Here is a 19,134-nt window from a genome sequence, read left to right on the forward strand (position 1 = left end):
GGCGTGGCGTCACAGCGGGTCAGGAGGCGGTCTCGGCGGCCTCCACCACGTTGGCCAGGAGCATCGCCCGGGTCATCGGGCCCACACCGCCGGGGTTGGGAGCCACCCACCCGGCGACCTCACCGACGTCGGCGGCCACGTCTCCGGCGAGCTTGCCGTCCACCCGGGAGACACCGACGTCCAGGACGGCGGCGCCCGGCTTGACCATGTCCGCCGTGATCAGCCCGGGGACGCCCGCGGCGGCGACCACGATGTCGGCCGCGCGGGTGTGCGCGGCCAGGTCGCGGGTGGAGGTGTGGCAGAGCGTCACGGTCGCGTTCTCGGTGCGGCGGGTCAGCAGCAGGCCGAGCGAGCGCCCGACGGTGATGCCGCGGCCGACGACGGTGACCTCCGCGCCCCTGATCGGAACGTCGAAGCGGCGCAGCAGCTCGATGATGCCCTTCGGGGTGCACGGCAGTGGCCCGGGCTGCATCAGGACGAGCCGTCCGAGGCTCATGGGGTGCAGGCCGTCGGCGTCCTTGGCGGGGTCGATGCGCTCCAGTACGCGCTGCTCGTCCAGGCCTTTGGGGAGCGGCAGCTGAACGATGTAACCCGTGCAGGACGGGTCGGCGTTCAGCTCGGCGACGGCGCGCTCCACCTCGTCCTGCGTCGCGGAGGCGGGCAGGTCACGGCGGATGCTCGTGATGCCGACCTCGGCGCAGTCACGATGCTTCATGTTGACGTAGGAATGGCTGCCCGGGTCGTCGCCGACGAGGATCGTCCCGAGGCCCACGGACACGCCGCGGTCTCGCAGCGCCTCCACGCGCTCCTTGAGGTTCGAACGGATCTTGGCGGCGGTGGCCTTGCCATCCAGAATCTGTGCCGTCATGCGTTCCTCCGCGCTGTTCGCCGGGGACCGGGCCCGGCTAGGGGGCCCGTCCACCCAGGCGCGCGGTGTCCGGACTGTCGTTCGCTCCCCGGTGGTGATCCACCTTGACCGCGCCAGTCGCGTAGAACGCCATCGTAGCCGCCGACCGGCTCACGGAATCGCCGCCGAGTGGCCCTGCCGGCGGCCGCAGACCGCTCTCCGCGCGCGGCTCCGCTGACCTTCGGCTCGTGACGAGTTGTTGTGTTGGTGGTCGCCAAAGCAACATATCGCCGCCACTGACTGGAGAGGGGGCGGTGCCATGCTGGAGACCGACCCCAGGAACTCCCAGTAAGAGGCGGGACTGGCCGGCGCTGAAGGCGGGAAGGCGCCGGTCAGTCCTCGTCGGGCCGCTGGCGCCAGTTGATCAGACGATCGGTACCGTGCCAGCCGAGCTGAGCGGCGAGCATCGCCAGGATCGCGGCGGCGATCAGGCCGATCACCTGCCGAGACGACAGGAGCAGCGCGTCGGTCTGGGCGACCGAACCCACGAGGAAGGTCAGCACCACGTCCATCGGGCCTCCACAACTACGGACGCCGCGCGGGGGCACAGGGGAGAGTCAGGGGCGCGGCCAGGCCGAGGCTACCAACCAGATTCCGCGAAACCGCCAGCCCACAAGGTAAAGCCTGACGGCGGGGCCCACCCCCGCCGTCCGCCCACACCGATCCCGTCAGAGCTCAGCAGCCGTCACAGCGACGTCGCCGCCCCACCTGACCGAGCCTCAGCCGACGTCAGAGCCCGAACTGAAACCACCAACGACCTCAACGTTGCGATCGCGTAAGAAGCCAGGTTCGAGCGAAGCAAAAACCTGATCGCGAAGCGAGCCCTCTGCGGCGAGTCGAAAGCGATGCAGCGATCGCCGCAGTGCCCGTTGAAGGGAGGGCCTTCAAGGCCCGACCGCCGAGGGCACTGCGATCAACACAGCGATCGCCGAGTTTTCCGTTGCAGGAAGGCGCGCCAGCGCCTGACGCCGAGGAAAACTCAATGAAAAAAGTGCCTGGTGCCGGTGAAGTAGAGGGTGATGCCGGCCTTCTCGGCGGCTTCAATGACCTTGTCGTCGTTGACGGAGCCGCCGGGTTCGACGATCGCGCGGACGCCGGCGGCGGTGAGCACCTCCAGGCCGTCCGGGAACGGGAAGAAGGCGTCGGAGGCGCCCACGGCGGACGCGGCGCGCTCGGTTCCGGCGCGGGCGACCGCGAGTTTGGCGGAGTCGACCCGGTTGACCTGCCCCATGCCGACGCCGACCGTGGCACCGTCCGCGGCCAGGAGGATCGCGTTGGACTTCACCGACCGGATGGCTCGCCACGCGAACGCCAGGTCGCGCAGGGTGGCCTCGTCGGCGGCGGCGCCGACCTTGAGGGTCCAGCCGGACGGGTCGTCGCCGGGGGCGTCGACGCGGTCGACCGTCTGCAGCAGGACGCCGCCGTCGATCCGCCGGTACTCGGTGACGCCTGCGGGCGCCTGCGGGCAGCGCAGCAGTCGGATGTTCTTCTTGCGGGTGAGGATGTCGATCGCGTCGTCCGCGAAGGCGGGGGCGACCAGGACCTCGGTGAAGATCTCGGCGATCTGGCCGGCCAGGTCGGCGGTGACCGTCCCGTTGACGGCGATGACGCCGCCGAAGGCCGACAGCGGGTCGCAGGCGTGCGCCTTGCGGTGTGCTTCGGCGAGGTCGGCGCCGATCGCGATGCCGCAGGGGTTGGCGTGCTTGATGATCGCGACGGCGGGGGCGTCGAAGTCGTAGGCGGCGCGGCGGGCGGCGTCGGCGTCCACGTAGTTGTTGTAGGACATCTCCTTGCCGTGGAGCTGCTCCGCTCCGGCGAGGCCACCGCCGCCGCCCTCGGTGAACAGGGCCGCGCGCTGGTGCGGATTCTCGCCGTATCGCAGGACGTTCGCGCGCTGCCAGGTGGCGCCGAGGAAGTCGGGCCAGCCGGCCTCGGCCGCGGTCTGGTCGGGGGCGTAGGCGCTGGCATACCACGACGCCACGGCCACGTCGTAGGACGCGGTGTGGGAGAACGCCAGGGCGGCCAGGCGGCGCCGCTCCTCCAGCGTGAAACCGCCCGACTGGACCGCGTCCAGGACCGTCCCGTAGGAGGACGGGTCGACGACGACCGCGACGGACGCGTGGTTCTTCGCGGCGGCGCGGACCATCGTCGGGCCGCCGATGTCGATCTGCTCGACGCACTCGTCGGGCGTCGCGCCGGAATCGACAGTCTCGGCGAACGGGTACAGGTTCACCACCGCGAGGTCGAACGGCTCCACGTCCAGGTCGTCGAGCTGCTGGAGATGGTCGTCCTTGCGCCGGTCGGCGAGCAGGCCCGCGTGCACCTTGGGGTGCAGGGTCTTGACCCGGCCGTCCAGGCACTCGGGGAACCCGGTGAGTTTCTCCACCTTCATGACCGGCACCCCGGCGGCGGCGATCCGCCCCGCCGTGGAACCCGTGGAGACGATCTCCACTCCGGCCTCGTGCAGGCCCCGGGCCAGATCCTCCAGCCCGGTCTTGTCGTACACGCTGATCAGCGCGCGCCTAATCGCCACCCGACTCACCGGCCGAGCTCCCCTCTGTGTGGGCTGAACTGTCAGACGAACCACTGTCGGATGAATCACAAACGGATGAATCACTGACGGACGGATCTCCGCAGGTCCTGCATTTCATTGAGACCCGTCTGCCCCGCGCCGTCCAGCCGTCACGGGCCAGCCGTCCGACGACGTCGACCAGGAGCCGGCGCTCCACCTGCTTGATGCGCTCGTGCAGGGAGTCCTCGTCGTCATGCCAGCCCACCTGGACGGTCTCCTGGGCGATGACGGGTCCGGTGTCCACGCCTTCGTCGACGAAGTGCACGGTACAGCCCGTCACCTTCACCCCGTACGCCAGGGCCTCCCGGACGGCGTGGGCGCCGGGGAAGGACGGCAGCAGCGCCGGATGGGTGTTGACCGTCCGCCCACCGAACGAGGTGAGGAAGCGCGGCCCGAAGATCTTCATGAAGCCGGCGGACACGACGAGGTCGGGCTCATGCGCGGCGACCTCGGCGGCGAGGGCGGCGTCCCAGTGGTCGCGGGACGGGAAGTCGGGGATGCGCAGGACGAAGGTCGGCAGCCCGGCGCGTTCGGCGCGCTCAACGCCCCCGGTCCCGGGACGGTCGGCGCCCACGGCCACCACCTGAGCCCCGTAGTCTGGATCCGCGCACGCGTCGAGCAGCGCTTGTAGGTTGGTCCCCGCGCCGGAGACGAGGACGACGAGCCGGGCGGACACCATGACTCCCTGGTGGACGTGGGGCTGTTCGGATCGACACGAAGCCTATCGGCCCTGCTCGGCGCCCAAGGATCCACAGGTCGGGAGGAAGCGAACGTGAGTGAGCCGCACGGGCAGGGCGGCGGCGGGGCGGCACCGCTCGGGCAGCCCCCCGTCGAGCGGACCGGCATGCGGGCCCTGTGGCTCGGCGGCCTCGCCCTCCTGACCGCCCTGTTCTTCTACCCCCTGGGATTTGTGCTGGGCATCGCGTCGCTGGTGGTGGGGATCAGGGCGCAGCGGCTGGCGAAGCAGGCCCGGGGCGTCGCGCCCGGCGCCACCGCGGGGATCGTGCTGGGCGCGATCGGCCTGGCGATCTCGCTGATCGCCATCGCCGGGACCGCGTACCTGGCGCCCGAGGTGAACGGCTACCAGAAGTGCATCAGCGGCTCCAACACCAACGCCGACCAGAAGGCGTGCCGCGAGCACTACTACCCGAAGATGGAGGAGAAGCTGCACCTCCCGTCCGGGACGATGGACGACGTAGGCGTCCGCTTCTGACCAACGACCGCCCGCGCAACAACGACCGCCCCAAGGGCGCCGGCCACACGTGGGACGTCAGTCGGCCTTGGGTTCCTCGCGCAGGACGTAGATGGCGCCGCCCCTGTTCTCGGTGCGCTCCGGGTCCTCACGTGGTGGCGGGACGGGGTCGGCGGCCGCGGGTTCGGGGTACTCCGGGGTGTCGGGCTCGTCCATGATGTGGCCTTCCAGGACGACCGTGCCGTCGCTCGGCGGAGGCGGAGGCGGAGCGGGCGGGGGCGGGGCGGGCGTCTCTTCGGCGAGGTCGGGCAGCGGGCCGCGGACCCTCGCGCGAGCGGGACGGCGGGGCGCCAGGACGGGCTCGGCCTCCTCGAACTCCAGTGGGTTCGGCGCGTACGGGGAGGGCCTCGGCGCGGGGCTTGCGGACGCCTCGTCCCGTGGATTGGACGTCTCGTCCGGGACGGGCGCCGCCATCGGCATCATCGCGGCCGGTGCCGCGGGCGCCTCGGGCCTGGCCTTGCGCGCGGCCCTGCCCGCCGTCCGTTTCGCAGCCCTGCCCGCCGTTTCGGACTTGGCCCTGCGCCTCACCTTGCGCTCCTTCGCCGGACGGGACGGCTCGTCCGGCGGGCGGCGCAGGATCATCCAGTTCGCCGCCCACGCCGCGATGGCCGCGGAGATGCCGACCTCCAGGGCCGCCATCAGCCCGATCTGCCACGCCGAGGGGCCCACGGTCGCCATCCGGCCGCCGCCGAGCGGGCCGCCCGACAGCGCGGCCAGCAGCGCCACGACGGCGCCGGTCAGCGCCCCGGACAGGAACCCCCACAGCGGAGCCCCCTCATACGCCGGGCTGGGCAGTGAACGGATCGTCAGGACGCCGCCCACGCCCCCGGCGACGAACGGCGCTGCCAGCGCCAGCAGCGAGATCGCCGGGGCGGGGCCCGGCTCGGGCAGGGCCGCCAGCGGCGGGAACGCGGGGACGGTGTCCAGGAACACCCCGGTCGCCGAGACGCTCGTCCCGCCGCCGACCGAGAAGCCGGGGCCGATCGCGTACGCCATGCCCCAGATCACCGCGTTCGGCAGGAACGCCAGCTCGACCACCAGCAGCAGGACACCGCCGACGATGCCGGGGGCGAGGATGTCGTACAGGCCGTCCGCGTCCGGCATGTTCATCGCGAGGGAGCCGCCGACCAGCAGCGCGCCGGAGGCCAGCAGCACGGCGAGCGAACCGGCGACGCCGATGACGAGCGAGCGCGGCCGGTCGGGCAGCAGCCGCAGCAGCGCCCCGAGCCCGGACCGGAGCCGCTCCCCCTTGGCCTCCGCGGCGACCTGCGCCGCGACGACGGCCCGCGCGGCGCCGAGACCGCCGGCGATGACCGCGACGAGGAAGCAGGCGATCAGCGCCTGCCAGGCCGACGGCCGCACCGCCGAAGACGACGCGGCGAGTGCGAGCATCCCGTTCAGCGCCGCGTACGGGACGGACAGCGCGGCGGCGACGTGCATGACCGCGACGCGTGGCCGGGCCGGCAGGCCGAGCCCGCGGATCATCCACCCGCCGCCCCGGTACAGCAGCGCGCCGGGCAGGACGAGCAGGCCGAGCGGCAGCAGCCCCACCCGCCCGTGGCTGGTGGAGAAGCCCGCGTGATGGGACACGAGCCAGAAGTTGACGGCCGTCCGGAACACCCCGGACATGCCGTGGCCGAGCGCGGTCTTCGGCGCGGCGATCCAGCCGATCAGCGTGACCGTGGTGAGGACGGCGAGCCCGATGCCGATGCACCACAGTGCCGCCACCAGCCCGGTCACGTAGAGCGGGCGCGCCACCCCGGGTGGCTGCGGCGGTGCTCCGGGCGGCTGGGGCGGGAGCTTGTCCTGCGCGGGGCCGGGGCGCCGCTGAGCGCGCGGAGCGCGCACGGCACCGGCCGGCTCCGCGCCGGGCGGCTCCGCCCTGTCGGAGGTGCCACGTTTTCCGGGGCTCACGTCGCTCACGCGCTCCATGCTGGCATCACGTCCGGGCCCCACCGGCACCCTCGCCCGGCGTGTCGTCTTTGTCGTCAGCATGCGGCCGCCGCGCGGACCGGCACGCGCCCCGGTCATATCCGGCGGGCGACTCGGCGAGCCGATGGCGGCCCACGACGAAAGACGCCCGGGCCCTCAGGGGGCTCGGGCGTCTTTCGGTGGCCGAACGGAGATCAGAGGTTCTTCATGATCTCCCGCATCAGGACGGCCGCCTCGCTCGGGGTCTTGCCGACGCGGACGCCGACCTTCTCCAGGGCCTCCTTCTTCGCCTGCGCGGTGCCGGCGGAACCGGACACGATCGCGCCCGCGTGGCCCATCGTCTTGCCCTCGGGGGCGGTGAACCCGGCGACGTAGCCGACGACCGGCTTGGTCACGTTCTGCTCGATGTAGGCGGCGGCGCGCTCCTCGGCGTCGCCCCCGATCTCACCGATCATGACGATGGCGTCGGTGTCCGGGTCCTCCTGGAACGCCTTGAGGGCATCGATGTGGGTGGTGCCGATGACCGGGTCGCCGCCGATGCCGACGCAGGTCGAGAAGCCGACGTCACGCAGCTCGTACATCATCTGGTAGGTCAGCGTGCCGGACTTCGACACCAGGCCGATGCGGCCGGGCGAGGTGATGTCCGCCGGGATGATGCCCGCGTTGGACTTGCCGGGGGACGCGATTCCGGGACAGTTCGGACCGATGACGCGGGTCTGGTTGCCCTTGGACTCGGCGTACGCCCAGAAGTAGGCGGTGTCGTGTACCGGGATGCCCTCGGTGATGACGACGCAGAGCGGGATGCCCGCGTCGACGGCCTCGACGACGGCGTCCTTGGTGAACTTCGGCGGGACGAAGACGACCGACACGTCGGCGCCGGTCTCGGCCATCGCCTCGGCGACGGTGCCGAACACCGGGAGGGTGGTGCCGTCGAAGTCGACCGTCTGCCCGGCCTTGCGGGCGTTGACGCCACCGACGACGTTCGCGCCGGAGGCCAGCATCCGGCGACCGTGCTTGGAGCCCTCGGACCCGGTGATGCCCTGGACGATGATCTTGCTGTTCTCGGTGAGCCAGATGGCCATGCTCATGCACCTGCCGCTGCGAGTTCGGCGGCGCGCCTCGCCGCGTCGTCCATGGTGTCGACCTGCTGCACGCCGGCCAGCCCCGCGTCGCTCAGGATCTTGCGGCCGAGCTCGGCGTTGTTGCCGTCCAGCCGGACGACGAGCGGGCGGTTGACGCTCTCGCCGCGGTCGGCGAGCAGCTTGTAGGCGGCGACGATGCCGTTGGCGACGGCGTCGCAGGCCGTGATGCCGCCGAACACGTTGACGAAGACCGACGTGACGTCCCGGTCGGACAGGACGATCTCCAGGCTGTCCGCCATGACCTCGGCGGACGCGCCGCCGCCGATGTCGAGGAAGTTCGCGGGCCGCTGGCCGTCGCCGAGGCCCTCGCCGGCGTAGGAGACCACGTCCAGGGTGGACATGACCAGGCCGGCGCCGTTGCCGATGATGCCGACGCTGCCGTCCAGCTTCACGTAGTTGAGGTCCCTGGCCTTGGCCGCCGCCTCCAGCGGGTCGGCCGCGGCCTTGTCCTCCAGCTTGTCGTGCTCCTGGCGGAACGCGGCGTTGTCGTCGAGGGAGACCTTGCCGTCGAGGGCCTTGACCTGGCCGTCTGCGGTAAGGATCAGGGGGTTCACCTCGACGAGCGTCGCGTCCTCGTCGGTGAACACGGCCCAGAGCCGCTCGATGAGCTCGGCGGCGCCGTCCAGGGCCTCCTCGGGCAGCCGGCCCGCCTCGGCGATCTCGCGTGCCTTGGCCCGGTCGACGCCGGTCAGCGGCGAGATCGGGACGAGGCCGAGCCGGTCGTGCGGCACCTCCTCGATCTCCACGCCGCCCTCGACGGAGCAGATGGACAGGAAAGTGCGGTTCGCGCGGTCGAGCAGGAACGAGAAGTAGTACTCCTGCGCGATGGCGCTCCCTTCCTCGATCAGGACCTTGTGGACCGTGTGGCCCTTGATGTCCATGCCGAGGATCTGGCCGGCGAGTGCTTGCGCCTCGTCGGCCGTGTCGGCCAGCTTCACGCCGCCGGCCTTGCCGCGGCCACCGGTCTTCACCTGGGCCTTGACGACGACCTTCGAGCTTCCCGCGGCGAACAGCTCCGCCGCGATGGCCCGGGCTTCCTGGGGAGTATGGGCGACCTTGCCGGTGGGCACCGGTACCCCGTACTCGGCGAAGAGCTCCTTCGCCTGATGTTCGAACAGGTCCACGAGGCGTCCTTTTTAACGGATCGACAGCCTGATGACCACACGAGTGGGGGTACACGGTTCTCCGTGCGGCCGGCACTCTGCGGTCCGCTCCGTCGATGCAGCCTAGTCAACCCGGGTCCATGGTCATGCGCCCGGGTCCGTTCCGCTTCGCTCAGGCCGGTTCCGAAGCCGGTTCCGGCTCGGTCCCGGGTCGGTTCTCCAGCCGGTTCCGGAGCCGGTTTCCGCCCGTTTGTCAGGCCGGTTCCGAGGGTCGGTTCCGGGACCGGTCCCCTGGTCGGTCAGCGTGCAGGAAACCGAAGGGTGTCGGCCCCGAGGAGGAGGGCACGAGTGGCTCCTGAGGAGGATGAACAGAATGGCGTAGTTTGATGTACTTATTTTCGCTCAATCCTGTACGGAGGCTGCCGGAAGGGGGAACGGACGGCTATGGCGGGCGAGCACCCGGTGCCGGGCGGCATGCGCCGCTTCCGGCGTGCCGCCGCGCTGCTCGTCGCCGCCACGCTCGTCGCGACCACCGGTTCCACCATCCCGAACGCCTCGGGTCCCGGCTGGGCCAGCCCGGGGCTCGTCGGCGGTGGCGGCTGGCCGATCACCGGTGTCCCGCTGTCCCCCGTCGAGGCGCCAGGGGCCGGCTACCTGCCGGACAGTTCGGTCGTCCGGCTCGCGGACGGACGGATCAGGCTCGTCCCCTCCGGGGCCGAGACGTCCGCCCTCGTCCCGGCCGATGACCCGCAGGTGGCCGCGGCGGTGCGGGCCGACAGCACCTGGCTCGCGGACGGCACGGTCCCGGGCGACGGGTTCGTCGAGCGGGGCCGGTACGGGGACCGCTACCGCGACATGGCGGCGCGGGCGCTGCTGGACCTGCGGCTCCTCACCCGCCCGAACGGCGCGTCCCTCGCGTCCTGGTACGGGGCGTGGCGGTACTGCTGGCCGCGTGACTCCGCCTTCGCCGCCGCCGCGTTCACCGTGACGGGCCACCTGCCCGAAGCGCGGCGTGTCCTGCGGTTCCTGGCCCGCGTCCAGCACGAGGACGGCGTGTGGGCCGCCCGCTACCGGCCCGACGGGACGGCCGTCGCCGACGGCCGCGACCCACAACTCGACTCGCTCGGTTGGGTGCTGTGGGCGGGCTGGCTCTACCGGGCCCAGACCCCGGCCGCGGAGGATCTGCCAGAGCTGTGGCCCATGGTGCAGCGCGCCGCCGACCACCTCGCGGGCTCGTTGGACACCGAAGGGCTGCCGCCCCCCTCGTCCGACTACTGGGAACGCGACCGCGGGCGCGAGCAGGACCCGCGACGGCCCACGCTCGGCGTCGTCGGCCCGGTCCTCGCGGGCCTGCGTGCCGCCGCGGCCCTCGCCGACGACTACGGCGGCGACGCCAAGGCCGCCCGCTGGCGGACCGCCGCGCACCGTGTCTCCGCCGCCGTGGCCAGGCAGTTCGCCCCGTACGGCTATCCGCGCTCGCCGATCCGCGGCGGCCTGATGGACACCTCCGTCACCTTCATCGCGCCCCCGTTCGCACCGCCCGATCCGAGCGTGACGGCCGCGGTCGCCGACGCCGCGGGCAAGCAGTCGCTGCCGAACGGCGGCGTCCTGCCGGGCGAGCGCTGGGCGGGTAACAAACTGGTCGCCTGGACGCCCGAGACGGCACTGTTCGGCCTCAACGCCGCCGCCTCGGGCCGGATCAACGAGGCGCTGGGCCGCCTCGACTGGCTCACCGTCCATCGCACGTCCCTCGGCGCCCTGCCCGAGAAGATCGGCGAGACCGGCCGCCCCGCCGGGGTCGCCCCCCTCGGCTGGACGGCGTCGCTGGTGGTCCTCACCCTGTCCGCGCTGAAGCACCCGCTCCCCGTCCCGCCGATCAGCTGAACTGCTCGTAGCCGAGCTTGACGACGAGAGCGGTGACCACGCACAGCAGCACGGCCCGGACGAACCCGGTCCCCCGGCTGATCGCCATCCGCGCCCCGGCCTGCGCGCCGATGATGTTGCACGCGGCCATGGCCAGCCCGAGCGCCCACAGCACATGCCCCTGCACCGCGAACACCAGCAGCGCCCCGAGATTCGTGCCGGTGTTGATGATCTTCGAGGTCGCCGAGGCGACGACGAAGTCCATGCCGAGCAGCGTGGTGAAGGCGATCACCAGAAACGTCCCGGTGCCGGGCCCGACGAGGCCGTCATAGAAGGCGATCACCACACCGGGGACCAGCACCGCGGCGGCGACCCTGCGCCGGGTCCGCAGCACCAGCGCGGGGGCCCGTCCGAGATCCGGCTTGAGCACCACGACCGCGGCGACCGCCAGCAGGACGACCATGATGACCGGCTTCAGCACGTTCGAGGAGACCGCCGCCGCACACAGCGCCCCGACGGCCGCGAAGCAGACCGCCGTCCCCGCCGCGGGGACGGCGACATGCAGATCGGGCTTGGTCCTGCGCAGGTACGCGACGGCGGCGGACGAGGTGCCCGCGAGCGACCCGAGCTTGTTCGTGGCGAGCGCCGTCGCCACCGGCTGCCCTGGGTTGAGCAGTAGCAGCGCAGGCAGTTGGATCAGGCCGCCTCCACCGACCACGGCATCGACCCAGCCCGCCGCCGCGGCGGCCAGCAACAGCAACAGCACGTGCTCCGCGTGCAAGACGGCTCCAGAGTGTGTGAGAAGCGCATGAGGACGGCGCTTAGGGGTGCCTGGGAGGGGGTTGGAGGGCCTGGGAGGGGGCTGGGGAGTGTCAGGGAGAAGGCGAGGAGAGGTCGGGGAGAGGGTTAGGGAGCGCCCGCACTGGGTGTGGAGACGTTTGCGGGAGGACGTCGAGGCGTTTCCGGGAAACGTCGGGAGTGTCTGGGAGGGCCTTGAGAAGCACCCTGGAGGACCTTGGGAACGCCCGGGACGTTGTTTCGGGAGCACTCAGGGAGACGCTGAAGAATGCTCGGGAAGGGCTCCTGAGAAAACGACTGGAAACCGTGCTCTGGAGTGGCTGGAGCGCTCGGGGGAAGTGACGGGAGTGGCCAGGTATTGAGCGTCATGAGAGTGGTCGGATCGGAGTGATGAAGTAGGCGTGAGGGACTGCGATGGTGCGTGCGCAAAGGAGCGCGTTTGGGAGGTGTGTGGATGGCGCCCGCAAGCACGTAAGGAGTCACATGCGTGTTGCAGATGACCTTACCGGCCCGCATCGAGCTTCAACTTCTCGACCAGGACGACCGGGATCGTCCTGGACACACGTCACGTGAACCTCCTCCACCTCCGCCGCGGACCTGAGCGAAAGGCGTCTCGCCGCGTCACCTGCCACAGAGCGATACATTGGCCACTTAGGGTCAATGGCCCACCTGATCAGGTCCGGCTTGTAATTTCCTTGCTGAGAGCTCCGCTCTAGGGCCTGGCGGGAGGCCGGTATGGCCGGTGACGGGGATAACCAGATCAGCGTTGGCGGCGCGTTCCAAGGTCAGCTCGTCGTAGGGGACAACAACGTCGTCGTCCACTCGGACGGGGTCACCGAGGTGGTGGTCCGGCATGAGTCCATGCCCGCGCCCCGGCCTCGCAGCCGCCCGGCCGGGACGCCGCTGCCGTTCGGCGAGCCCGATCTCCTCGGCCGCGACGACGACCTCGACCGCATCCGAGGGCTCCTCGACGAGCGGATGCCCGTCCAGGTGACGGGGCCGTCGGGCGTCGGCAGGTCCGCGCTGCTGCGTACCGTGGCCGCTCGACGCGAGGCCGCCGGCACGGACGTGGTGTTCCTGTCGGCCGCCGGTATGGACATGGACGACGTCCTCCAGGAACTCTTCCAAGCCTGCTACGACACCCGCGACTACCGGCCCGCCCAGCCCCAACTCCGGCGCCTGATGGGAACGATCAACGCGCTCGTCGTCGTCGACGACGCCGGTGGGGACGCCGCCGACCTCGCGAAGCTCCTGGATGCGCTGCCCGGCTGCGGACTCGTGGTCTCCACCGCGAACCGGGTGCCGTGGGACGGCGAGACGATCGCACTCGCCGGGTTACCAGAGGACCGCGCCGCCGAGTTGCTCGTGCGGGAGATCCGCAGGGACTGCTCGGCGGACGAGCGACGGCTCGCCGAGCGTTTCGCCAGGTCGGTGGACGGGCATCCCGCCGCGCTCGTCCAGGCCGCGTCCGCCCTTCGGTCGGCCACCGTCACCGACGTTCCCGCCGACCGGGAGATGCTGGCCGACGCGCTGGCCACGGGCCTCGGCGACACGGCGCGGGCCGTCCTGACCACCGTGCGCGCCGCCGAGGGCGTCGCGGTGCCGGCCCCGCTCGTGGCCGACCTGACCGAGGAACTCGGCGAGGACGACGCGGAGGATGTGCTCGGGCGCCTGGCCGACGCCGGTCTCGTCGTCCGGGAAGGCAGCGGGTACAGCCTGTGCGGGCCCCTCGCCCGCAGCGTCACACGCGACGACCCGCCGACGGAACCGGGGCGCCGCGCCGCGGTCCTCGCGGCCTGGGCACGGTCGGCGGGCGCGGACGAGGTCGCGGCCACCGGCACCCTTGTGGTCACGGTCCTGGAGACGGCCTACGAGGAGGGCCACTACGCCGCTGCCCGAGACCTGGCCAAGGCCACGGCTCCGGCCTTGTGCCTGACTCTGCGGTGGGGGGCGTGGCGCCGCGTCCTCGCCCTGGGCCGCCAGGCATCGCGCGCCTTACGCGCCGCGGACGACGAGGCGTACTTCGAGCAGCAGGAACACCTGCGCCGCAAGGCTCTCACCAAGGGCGCCCTCGTCGGTGCGGCGGTCGGGACGGCGCTGCTCACGGGCAAGCATCTGGCGGGTGCGAGCTCCGCCAAAGGAGGCGCGGCCACGGCCTCCAAGAGCCTGCTGGCGAAGCCGTCCGTCCTCGGAGCGTGCGCCACGGTGGTGGTCGGCGGCACGATCGCGGCGATGGGTCTCGGCTGGACGCCCGCGTCGTCCAACGGGGGTCTGACCAGCCCCACGACCCGCGCCGGACTCCCGCAGACGTCGCTGTCATCGGCGCCGCACGACAACGGGAACGGAAACGGCGGCAACGGAAACGGCTCGAACGGGAAGAACGAGGAAGACAAGAGCCAGGGCCAGAGGCAGGGCAACGGCGGCAGGGGCGGATCCAACTGCGTCGCGGAGCAGCCCAAGCCCCACGACTTCGGCACGTTCAAACCGCGCGACGACCGCTACAACCCCGAATGGCACTCCGTCTGGACGTTCCCGGTGTGCGACCGGCGGCTCGACGGGCCGAACTGGTCGATCAGGGGCGGTGAGGGGCACTTCCGCAAGGCCATCGACGACACCTGCGGCTTCGGGATCATCCTGCCGGGCTCCCGCTGCCTCCTCGGGCTGACATTCGACCCCGGACCGGTCGCCAACATGAAATACGAGGCGACCGTGGTCCTGCCCGGCCTGGGACTGTCGGGCGGCTCGGCCGCGCCCCAGGAGATCAAGCTGTTCGGCGCCACCGGCGACGCCGACCCGGCGCCCGCCTCGCTCTCGGTCACGGTCACCGGTCCCGGCGAGGTCGAGATCAGCCGGAACGGCGGGACGCTCGGCCGCTGCTCACAGAACTCGTGCACCAACCTCAGCGGGACGAAGCAGGGCGACCGGATCACCCTGACGCCCATCGGCACCGCGTCCAATCCGTCCACGGGGCAGCCGACGTGGCCGTCACCGTGCCCCGCGGGCGCTCCGGGCGACCGCCCCTGCGAGTTCGTCGTCACAGGCGATGTATCGATGACCGTGAAGGTCGACTGAGAACAGCGTCGACCGACATCAGCGTCGACCGACATCAGAGAGGTTGCGTGCCATGACGCCCCGGAACCCCGGAATCCGGATCGGCGGCGACTTCGCCGGGCAACTCGTCGTCGGCGACCACAACCAAGTGATCAGCGGCTCGGACGGCGCCGCGCATGACCTGCGCGGCGAACCGCATCGTGCGACCTCGGGCCCGTCCGTCCACCACACGATCGTCTGTGTGGATGTCGCGAAGTTCGGTGACGATCGCAGGACGACTCCGCACCAGGTCGCCGTCCGGGACGGCTTGTACCGCGCGCTCCACACCGCCTTCGACCGGTCCGGAGCGGACTGGGGAGACTGCTATCACGAGGACCGCGGAGACGGCGCCCTGGTGCTGGTGCCGTCCGAGGTTCCCAAGGCCCGGCTGTCCGCCGGGCTGCCACCCGCGCTCACCGCGGCATTGGACGAGCACAACCAGATCCACGCAGAGGAGTCGAGAATCCGGCTCCGCCTGGCCTTGCACGCGGGCGAGGTCCGGCACGACGCGCAGGGAGCGACCGGCAATGCGCTCACCCATGCCTTTCGCCTGCTGGACGCCCCCGCCATCAAGGAAGCACTCGACGCCTCCCCCCATGTCCTCGCGGTGATCGCCTCTGACTGGTTCTTCGAAGAAGTCATCCGCCATGACCCGGCAAGCTCCCCGGGCCTGTACGGGCGGGCGGAGATCACCGTCAAAGAGACCAGAGCACCCGCCTGGCTACGCCCCGTGAGCCCCGGGCCTCGAACGTGACGCGCCTCCCTCCCGAAGAACCCTGTAGGGCAGTGGGGGCGGAGGCAGCCAGCTGTGCGGCCGAGGCCGGATGCGGGTGGTGGGTCGGTGGGGGCTCGTGCGGTGCGTGGTTCGCTGCCGACTTGCGGGGCTGTTCCGCCTGTCTGGCCGCCGCAACTGACCGCGGTTCGGGTAACCGTTCGACTACTGACTATTAGATGCCGTGGTCGGCGGGGTCCGCTGAGGCGATTGCGGAGCTCCTGGATTTTGACATTCCATGACAGTCCTCACGGGAGATACCGCCGATTCTCCTCGTTCTTCACCTGACTCCTGTTATGAGCTCTTGTAGAGGCTGTGCGGAAATCGTGATCTCATAGAAGTTTTTTCCGGGATCGATGTGGTATCAGGTGACTAGTTTACGGCCCTGACCTGCCCAGACGGACGAGAGTCGACAACAGTACCCGCGGGTATCTGGTGTGCTCGGATGGGGTGAGTTAAAAAAGTTAAGGTTGAATGTGGATCGAAAAAGACGGCATTGACCCCCTTCACATGGCGGGATTACCGTCACGGAGGAATTACCGGATGCGACGTGACCAGCCCCGAAGTCGCGATCGTCGATAGTTCGGAAATTCCGGCCGGGACGGCCAGCCGGGCCGTGCTGGACTTCCGCCAATTGACATGGAAGACCCCGATGATGAATGTGAAACACACGATGATCACGGCGGTGGGCGCCCTCGGCCTGTCCGTCATGATCGCCTCCCCCGCTCCCGCGGCTACCGCCGACGACGACACCGCGGCGCCCGACAACGCGACCGTCGAGGTCGCGACCGTCAACGGTTCCGGCTGTCCAGCCGGAACGGCCACGGTGACGTCTTCCGAGGACAAGTCCTCTTTTACGGTGACCTACAGTGACTACCTTGTCTACGCGGGCGGCGACGCCTCGCCGACGAACTCCCGCAAGAACTGCCAGCTGAGCCTCCAGGTCAAGAGCCCCGGCTACACCTACGCGGTCCGAGGACTCGACCACCGCGGCTTCGCCGGTCTGCAGCCCGACGCCGTCGGCGTGCAGAGGACGAACTACTACTTCCAGGGCAGCCAGGAGAGCCGGACCATCCAGCGGACCATCAAGGGCCGCTACTTCGGCGAGTGGCGGGTCAACGAGAGGCTCAACAAGGACGAGCTGCTCTACAAGCCCTGCGGCGAGGAGCGGAACCTCAACGTCAACACGGAACTGCGTGTGACTCCGGGCGACGACGAGTCCAAGGTCAGCTTCCTGGCGACGGACACGACGCGCGGCAGTGTCACGTACCACTTCGCGTGGAAGCGCTGCTGACCTCAAGATCTCGGAACCCCCGGCCCGGGCCGGGGGTTCCGTGCGTCGCTAGAGCTTTTCCACGGGGGCGTAGCGCAGGACGAGGCGCTTGACGCCGTACTCGCCGCCGAAGTCAACGCTGGCGGCGGCCTTGTCGCCGGCGCCGTCCACGGAGACGACGGTGCCCAGGCCGAACGAGTCGTGGGTGACCTTGTCGCCCGCGGACAGGGCGGGAACCTCACGGTTTCCCGGGGAGCGGACGCCGGGACGAGCCGCCATCCGGGACATCGCCGGGGACGAGGTGGACGAGGCCTCGCGCTCCCAGGCGATCAGGACCTTCGGGACCTCGCCGAGGAAGCGGGACGGCGGGTTGACCTGCGGTGCCCCCCAGGAACTGCGCATCGCCGCGCGGGAGAGGTAGAGGCGCTGGCGGGCGCGGGTGATGCCGACGTAGGCGAGGCGGCGTTCCTCTTCCAGTTCCTTGGGATTGCTCATGGCGCGCAAATGGGGGAAGACGCCGTCCTCCATTCCGGTGAGGAAGACGACGGGGAACTCCAGGCCCTTGGCGGTGTGCAGGGTCATGAGGGTGACGACACCCTGGTCGGTCTCCTCAGGCTGCTCGCCCGGAGGGACAGGGCCGCCCTTGGCGCCGCCGGGAATGGAGTCGGCGTCGGCGACCAGGGCGACCTGTTCGAGGAAGTCGGGGAGGCGGCCCTCGGCGCTTTCGCCGTCGAGTCTCTCCTCGAACTCGCGGGCGACGGCTTCGAGCTCCTGCAGGTTCTCGATGCGGGTCTCGTCCTGCGGGTCCTTGGAGTTCTGGAGTTCGGCGAGATAGCCGCTCTTGGTGAGGATCTGGTCGACCAGCTGGGCCGGGGTCGCGGACGCGGCGGCGGCGCGTAGTTCGTCCAGCAGGGCGACGAATTCGCGGACGGAATTGATCGAGCGGGTCGCCATGCCCGGGACGTCCTCGGGACGGCGGAGGGCCTGCCAGAACGAGATCCGCTCGCGGGAGGCGTGGGCCTCGACGCAGGCTTCGGCGCGGTCACCGATGCCGCGCTTGGGGACGTTCAGGATGCGGCGCAGGGAGACGGTGTCCTCGGGGTTGGCGAGGACGCGCAGGTAGGCGAGGAGGTCGCGGATCTCCTTGCGCTCGTAGAAGCGGACGCCGCCGACGACCTTGTACGGCATGCCGACGCGGATGAACACTTCTTCGAAGACACGGGACTGGGCGTTGGTGCGGTAGAACACCGCGACGTCGCCGGGGCGGGCGTCGCCGGCGTCGGTGAGCTTGTCGACCTCGTGTGCGACGAATGCGGCCTCGTCGTGCTCGTTGTCGGCCACATAGCCGGTGATCTTGTGGCCTTCGCCCTGGTCGGACCAGAGTCTCTTGGGCTTGCGGTCGGCGTTGCGCTCGATGACCGCGTTGGCGGCGGAGAGGATCGTCTGCGTGGAGCGGTAGTTCTGCTCCAGCAGGATGGTGGTGGCCTCGGGGTAGTCGCGCTCGAACTCCAGGATGTTGCGGATCGTGGCGCCGCGGAACGCGTAGATCGACTGGTCGGCGTCGCCGACCACGCAGAGTTCGGCCGCACCCACCTCGGTCACAGGGGCCGTCAGCTCGCGGACGAGTTCGTACTGCGCGTGGTTGGTGTCCTGGTATTCGTCCACGAGGACGTGGCGGAAACGGCGGCGGTAGTGCTCGGCGGCCTCCGGGAACACCTGGAGCAGGTTGACCGTCATCATGATCAGGTCATCGAAGTCCATCGCGCCGGCCTGCTGGAGGCGCGCCTGGTACATCTCGTACGCCTCGGCGAGCGTCTGCTCCATGTGCGTGGAGGCGCGGTTCTTGAACGTCTCGTAGTCGATCAGCTCGTTCTTCAGGTTGGAGACCTGGGCGCTGAACGACTTCGGCGGGTACCGCTTGGGGTCGAGGTCCAGTTCGCGGCAGACGAGGGCCATGAGGCGGTTCGCGTCGGCCTGGTCGTAGATCGAGAAGCTCGTGGGGAAGCCCAGGCGCTTGGCCTCGCGGCGCAGGATGCGGACGCAGGCGGAGTGGAACGTCATCACCCACATGGCGCGCGAGCGCGGGCCGACGAGGGCGTCGACGCGCTCCTTCATCTCGGCCGCGGCCTTGTTGGTGAACGTGATCGCCAGGATCTGGCCGGGGTGCACGTCCCGTTCGCCGAGCAGATGGGCGATGCGGTGCGTGAGCACGCGGGTCTTGCCCGAACCGGCGCCCGCGACGATCAGCAGGGGGCCGCCGGAGTGCACGACGGCGGCACGCTGCTGCGGGTTGAGGCCATCGAGCAAGGGGTGAGCTTCGGTCTTCGACATCACGTGCGATTCTACGGCGCGCCACGGACGTTTTCGGCGCGCTCGCCGGTACCAGCGGGTTGCTCACCCGTCGCCCGAGCGCACCGGGTCGTTCACTCA

General features: G+C 70.6%; 14 protein-coding genes and 1 riboswitch. Of the genes, 5 read left to right on the forward strand and 9 right to left on the reverse strand.

All coding sequences use genetic code 11. The features are described from left to right. Positions 1-19: 19 nt before the first annotated feature. From AMA02S_RS08515 to purN, 4 genes are all read right to left on the reverse strand, one after another. Complete coding sequence (locus AMA02S_RS08515) at positions 20-868, reverse strand: bifunctional methylenetetrahydrofolate dehydrogenase/methenyltetrahydrofolate cyclohydrolase (RefSeq protein WP_067454347.1); 849 nt, start codon at positions 866-868, stop codon at positions 20-22. 45 nt (positions 869-913) lie between these two features. Then, positions 914-999, reverse strand: a riboswitch (ZMP/ZTP riboswitch). A gap of 240 nt (positions 1,000-1,239) precedes the next feature. Then, positions 1,240-1,419 carry a hypothetical protein gene (locus AMA02S_RS08520; RefSeq protein ID WP_067454350.1) on the reverse strand — a complete coding sequence of 60 codons (180 nt, stop codon included), beginning with the start codon at positions 1,417-1,419 and terminating at the stop codon, positions 1,240-1,242. A 467-nt stretch (positions 1,420-1,886) separates the two neighbouring features. Then, positions 1,887-3,449 (reverse strand): bifunctional phosphoribosylaminoimidazolecarboxamide formyltransferase/IMP cyclohydrolase, encoded by a 1,563-nt coding sequence (gene purH, locus AMA02S_RS08525; RefSeq protein WP_067454352.1) that lies wholly within the window; start codon positions 3,447-3,449, stop codon positions 1,887-1,889. Then, positions 3,430-4,158 (reverse strand): phosphoribosylglycinamide formyltransferase, encoded by a 729-nt coding sequence (gene purN / locus AMA02S_RS08530; RefSeq protein WP_084264888.1) that lies wholly within the window; start codon positions 4,156-4,158, stop codon positions 3,430-3,432. The genes purH and purN overlap by 20 nt, the downstream gene beginning before the upstream one ends. Positions 4,159-4,251: 93 nt before the next feature. Here purN and AMA02S_RS08535 point away from each other — a divergent pair, with 93 nt between their 5' ends. Beyond that, the gene (locus tag AMA02S_RS08535; protein ID WP_067454356.1) at positions 4,252-4,692 is read left to right on the forward strand and encodes a hypothetical protein; all 441 of its coding nucleotides are present in this window, start codon (positions 4,252-4,254) and stop codon (positions 4,690-4,692) included. Between the two features lie 57 nt (positions 4,693-4,749). On the opposite strand, the gene AMA02S_RS08540 is transcribed toward AMA02S_RS08535, so the two are convergent. From AMA02S_RS08540 to sucC, 3 genes are all read right to left on the reverse strand, one after another. Then, positions 4,750-6,654, reverse strand: coding sequence for a cell division protein PerM (locus AMA02S_RS08540; RefSeq protein ID WP_245667413.1), 1,905 nt, complete (start codon positions 6,652-6,654; stop codon positions 4,750-4,752). Positions 6,655-6,857: 203 nt separating this feature from the next. Further along, positions 6,858-7,745 carry a succinate--CoA ligase subunit alpha gene (gene sucD / locus AMA02S_RS08545; protein ID WP_067454359.1) on the reverse strand — a complete coding sequence of 296 codons (888 nt, stop codon included), beginning with the start codon at positions 7,743-7,745 and terminating at the stop codon, positions 6,858-6,860. Positions 7,746-7,747: 2 nt separating this feature from the next. Further along, a complete protein-coding gene (gene sucC, locus AMA02S_RS08550) occupies positions 7,748-8,929 on the reverse strand; it encodes an ADP-forming succinate--CoA ligase subunit beta (protein ID WP_067454362.1) in 1,182 nt (393 codons plus the stop codon). A gap of 423 nt (positions 8,930-9,352) precedes the next feature. On the opposite strand from sucC, the gene AMA02S_RS08555 reads away from it, so the two are divergent. Beyond that, positions 9,353-10,792, forward strand: coding sequence for a glycoside hydrolase family 15 protein (locus AMA02S_RS08555; RefSeq protein WP_067454365.1), 1,440 nt, complete (start codon positions 9,353-9,355; stop codon positions 10,790-10,792). Here AMA02S_RS08555 and AMA02S_RS08560 read toward each other — a convergent pair. Beyond that, positions 10,785-11,552: a sulfite exporter TauE/SafE family protein gene (locus tag AMA02S_RS08560; RefSeq protein WP_067454372.1), complete on the reverse strand. Its 768-nt coding sequence runs from the start codon at positions 11,550-11,552 to the stop codon at positions 10,785-10,787. The two genes, AMA02S_RS08555 and AMA02S_RS08560, sit on opposite strands and share 8 nt — an antisense overlap. 752 nt (positions 11,553-12,304) lie before the next feature. Here AMA02S_RS08560 and AMA02S_RS08565 point away from each other — a divergent pair. The 3 genes from AMA02S_RS08565 (at position 12,305) to AMA02S_RS08575 (ending at position 16,725) form a co-directional block, all read left to right on the forward strand. Next, complete coding sequence (locus AMA02S_RS08565; RefSeq protein WP_067454378.1) at positions 12,305-14,641, forward strand: ATP-binding protein; 2,337 nt, start codon at positions 12,305-12,307, stop codon at positions 14,639-14,641. A gap of 52 nt (positions 14,642-14,693) precedes the next feature. Then, positions 14,694-15,413 carry a hypothetical protein gene (locus AMA02S_RS08570; protein WP_067454381.1) on the forward strand — a complete coding sequence of 240 codons (720 nt, stop codon included), beginning with the start codon at positions 14,694-14,696 and terminating at the stop codon, positions 15,411-15,413. A 670-nt stretch (positions 15,414-16,083) separates the two neighbouring features. Further along, positions 16,084-16,725 (forward strand): DUF4360 domain-containing protein, encoded by a 642-nt coding sequence (locus AMA02S_RS08575; protein WP_157430479.1) that lies wholly within the window; start codon positions 16,084-16,086, stop codon positions 16,723-16,725. A gap of 48 nt (positions 16,726-16,773) precedes the next feature. Here the strand turns inward: AMA02S_RS08575 and pcrA are convergent, their stop codons facing one another. After that, positions 16,774-19,035 carry a DNA helicase PcrA gene (pcrA, locus tag AMA02S_RS08580; protein ID WP_218004891.1) on the reverse strand — a complete coding sequence of 754 codons (2,262 nt, stop codon included), beginning with the start codon at positions 19,033-19,035 and terminating at the stop codon, positions 16,774-16,776. Positions 19,036-19,134: the final 99 nt, after the last annotated feature.

Origin of the sequence: Actinomadura macra NBRC 14102 (genome assembly GCF_001552215.1) — a bacterium.
Classification (GTDB): Bacteria; Actinomycetota; Actinomycetes; order Streptosporangiales; family Streptosporangiaceae; genus Spirillospora; species Spirillospora macra.

What these genes read in the sequence shown, in the direction of transcription:
- purN (WP_084264888.1), bottom strand. Translation starts at nt 4,158, where the DNA reads ATGGTGTCCGCCCGGCTCGTCGTCCTCGTCTCCGGCGCGGGGACCAAC.
- AMA02S_RS08520 (WP_067454350.1), bottom strand. Translation starts at nt 1,419, where the DNA reads ATGGACGTGGTGCTGACCTTCCTCGTGGGTTCGGTCGCCCAGACCGAC.
- AMA02S_RS08565 (WP_067454378.1), top strand. Translation starts at nt 12,305, where the DNA reads ATGGCCGGTGACGGGGATAACCAGATCAGCGTTGGCGGCGCGTTCCAA.
- sucD (WP_067454359.1), bottom strand. Translation starts at nt 7,745, where the DNA reads ATGGCCATCTGGCTCACCGAGAACAGCAAGATCATCGTCCAGGGCATC.
- AMA02S_RS08555 (WP_067454365.1), top strand. Translation starts at nt 9,353, where the DNA reads ATGGCGGGCGAGCACCCGGTGCCGGGCGGCATGCGCCGCTTCCGGCGT.
- AMA02S_RS08570 (WP_067454381.1), top strand. Translation starts at nt 14,694, where the DNA reads ATGACGCCCCGGAACCCCGGAATCCGGATCGGCGGCGACTTCGCCGGG.
- AMA02S_RS08575 (WP_157430479.1), top strand. Translation starts at nt 16,084, where the DNA reads ATGATGAATGTGAAACACACGATGATCACGGCGGTGGGCGCCCTCGGC.
- pcrA (WP_218004891.1), bottom strand. Translation starts at nt 19,035, where the DNA reads ATGTCGAAGACCGAAGCTCACCCCTTGCTCGATGGCCTCAACCCGCAG.
- AMA02S_RS08515 (WP_067454347.1), bottom strand. Translation starts at nt 868, where the DNA reads ATGACGGCACAGATTCTGGATGGCAAGGCCACCGCCGCCAAGATCCGT.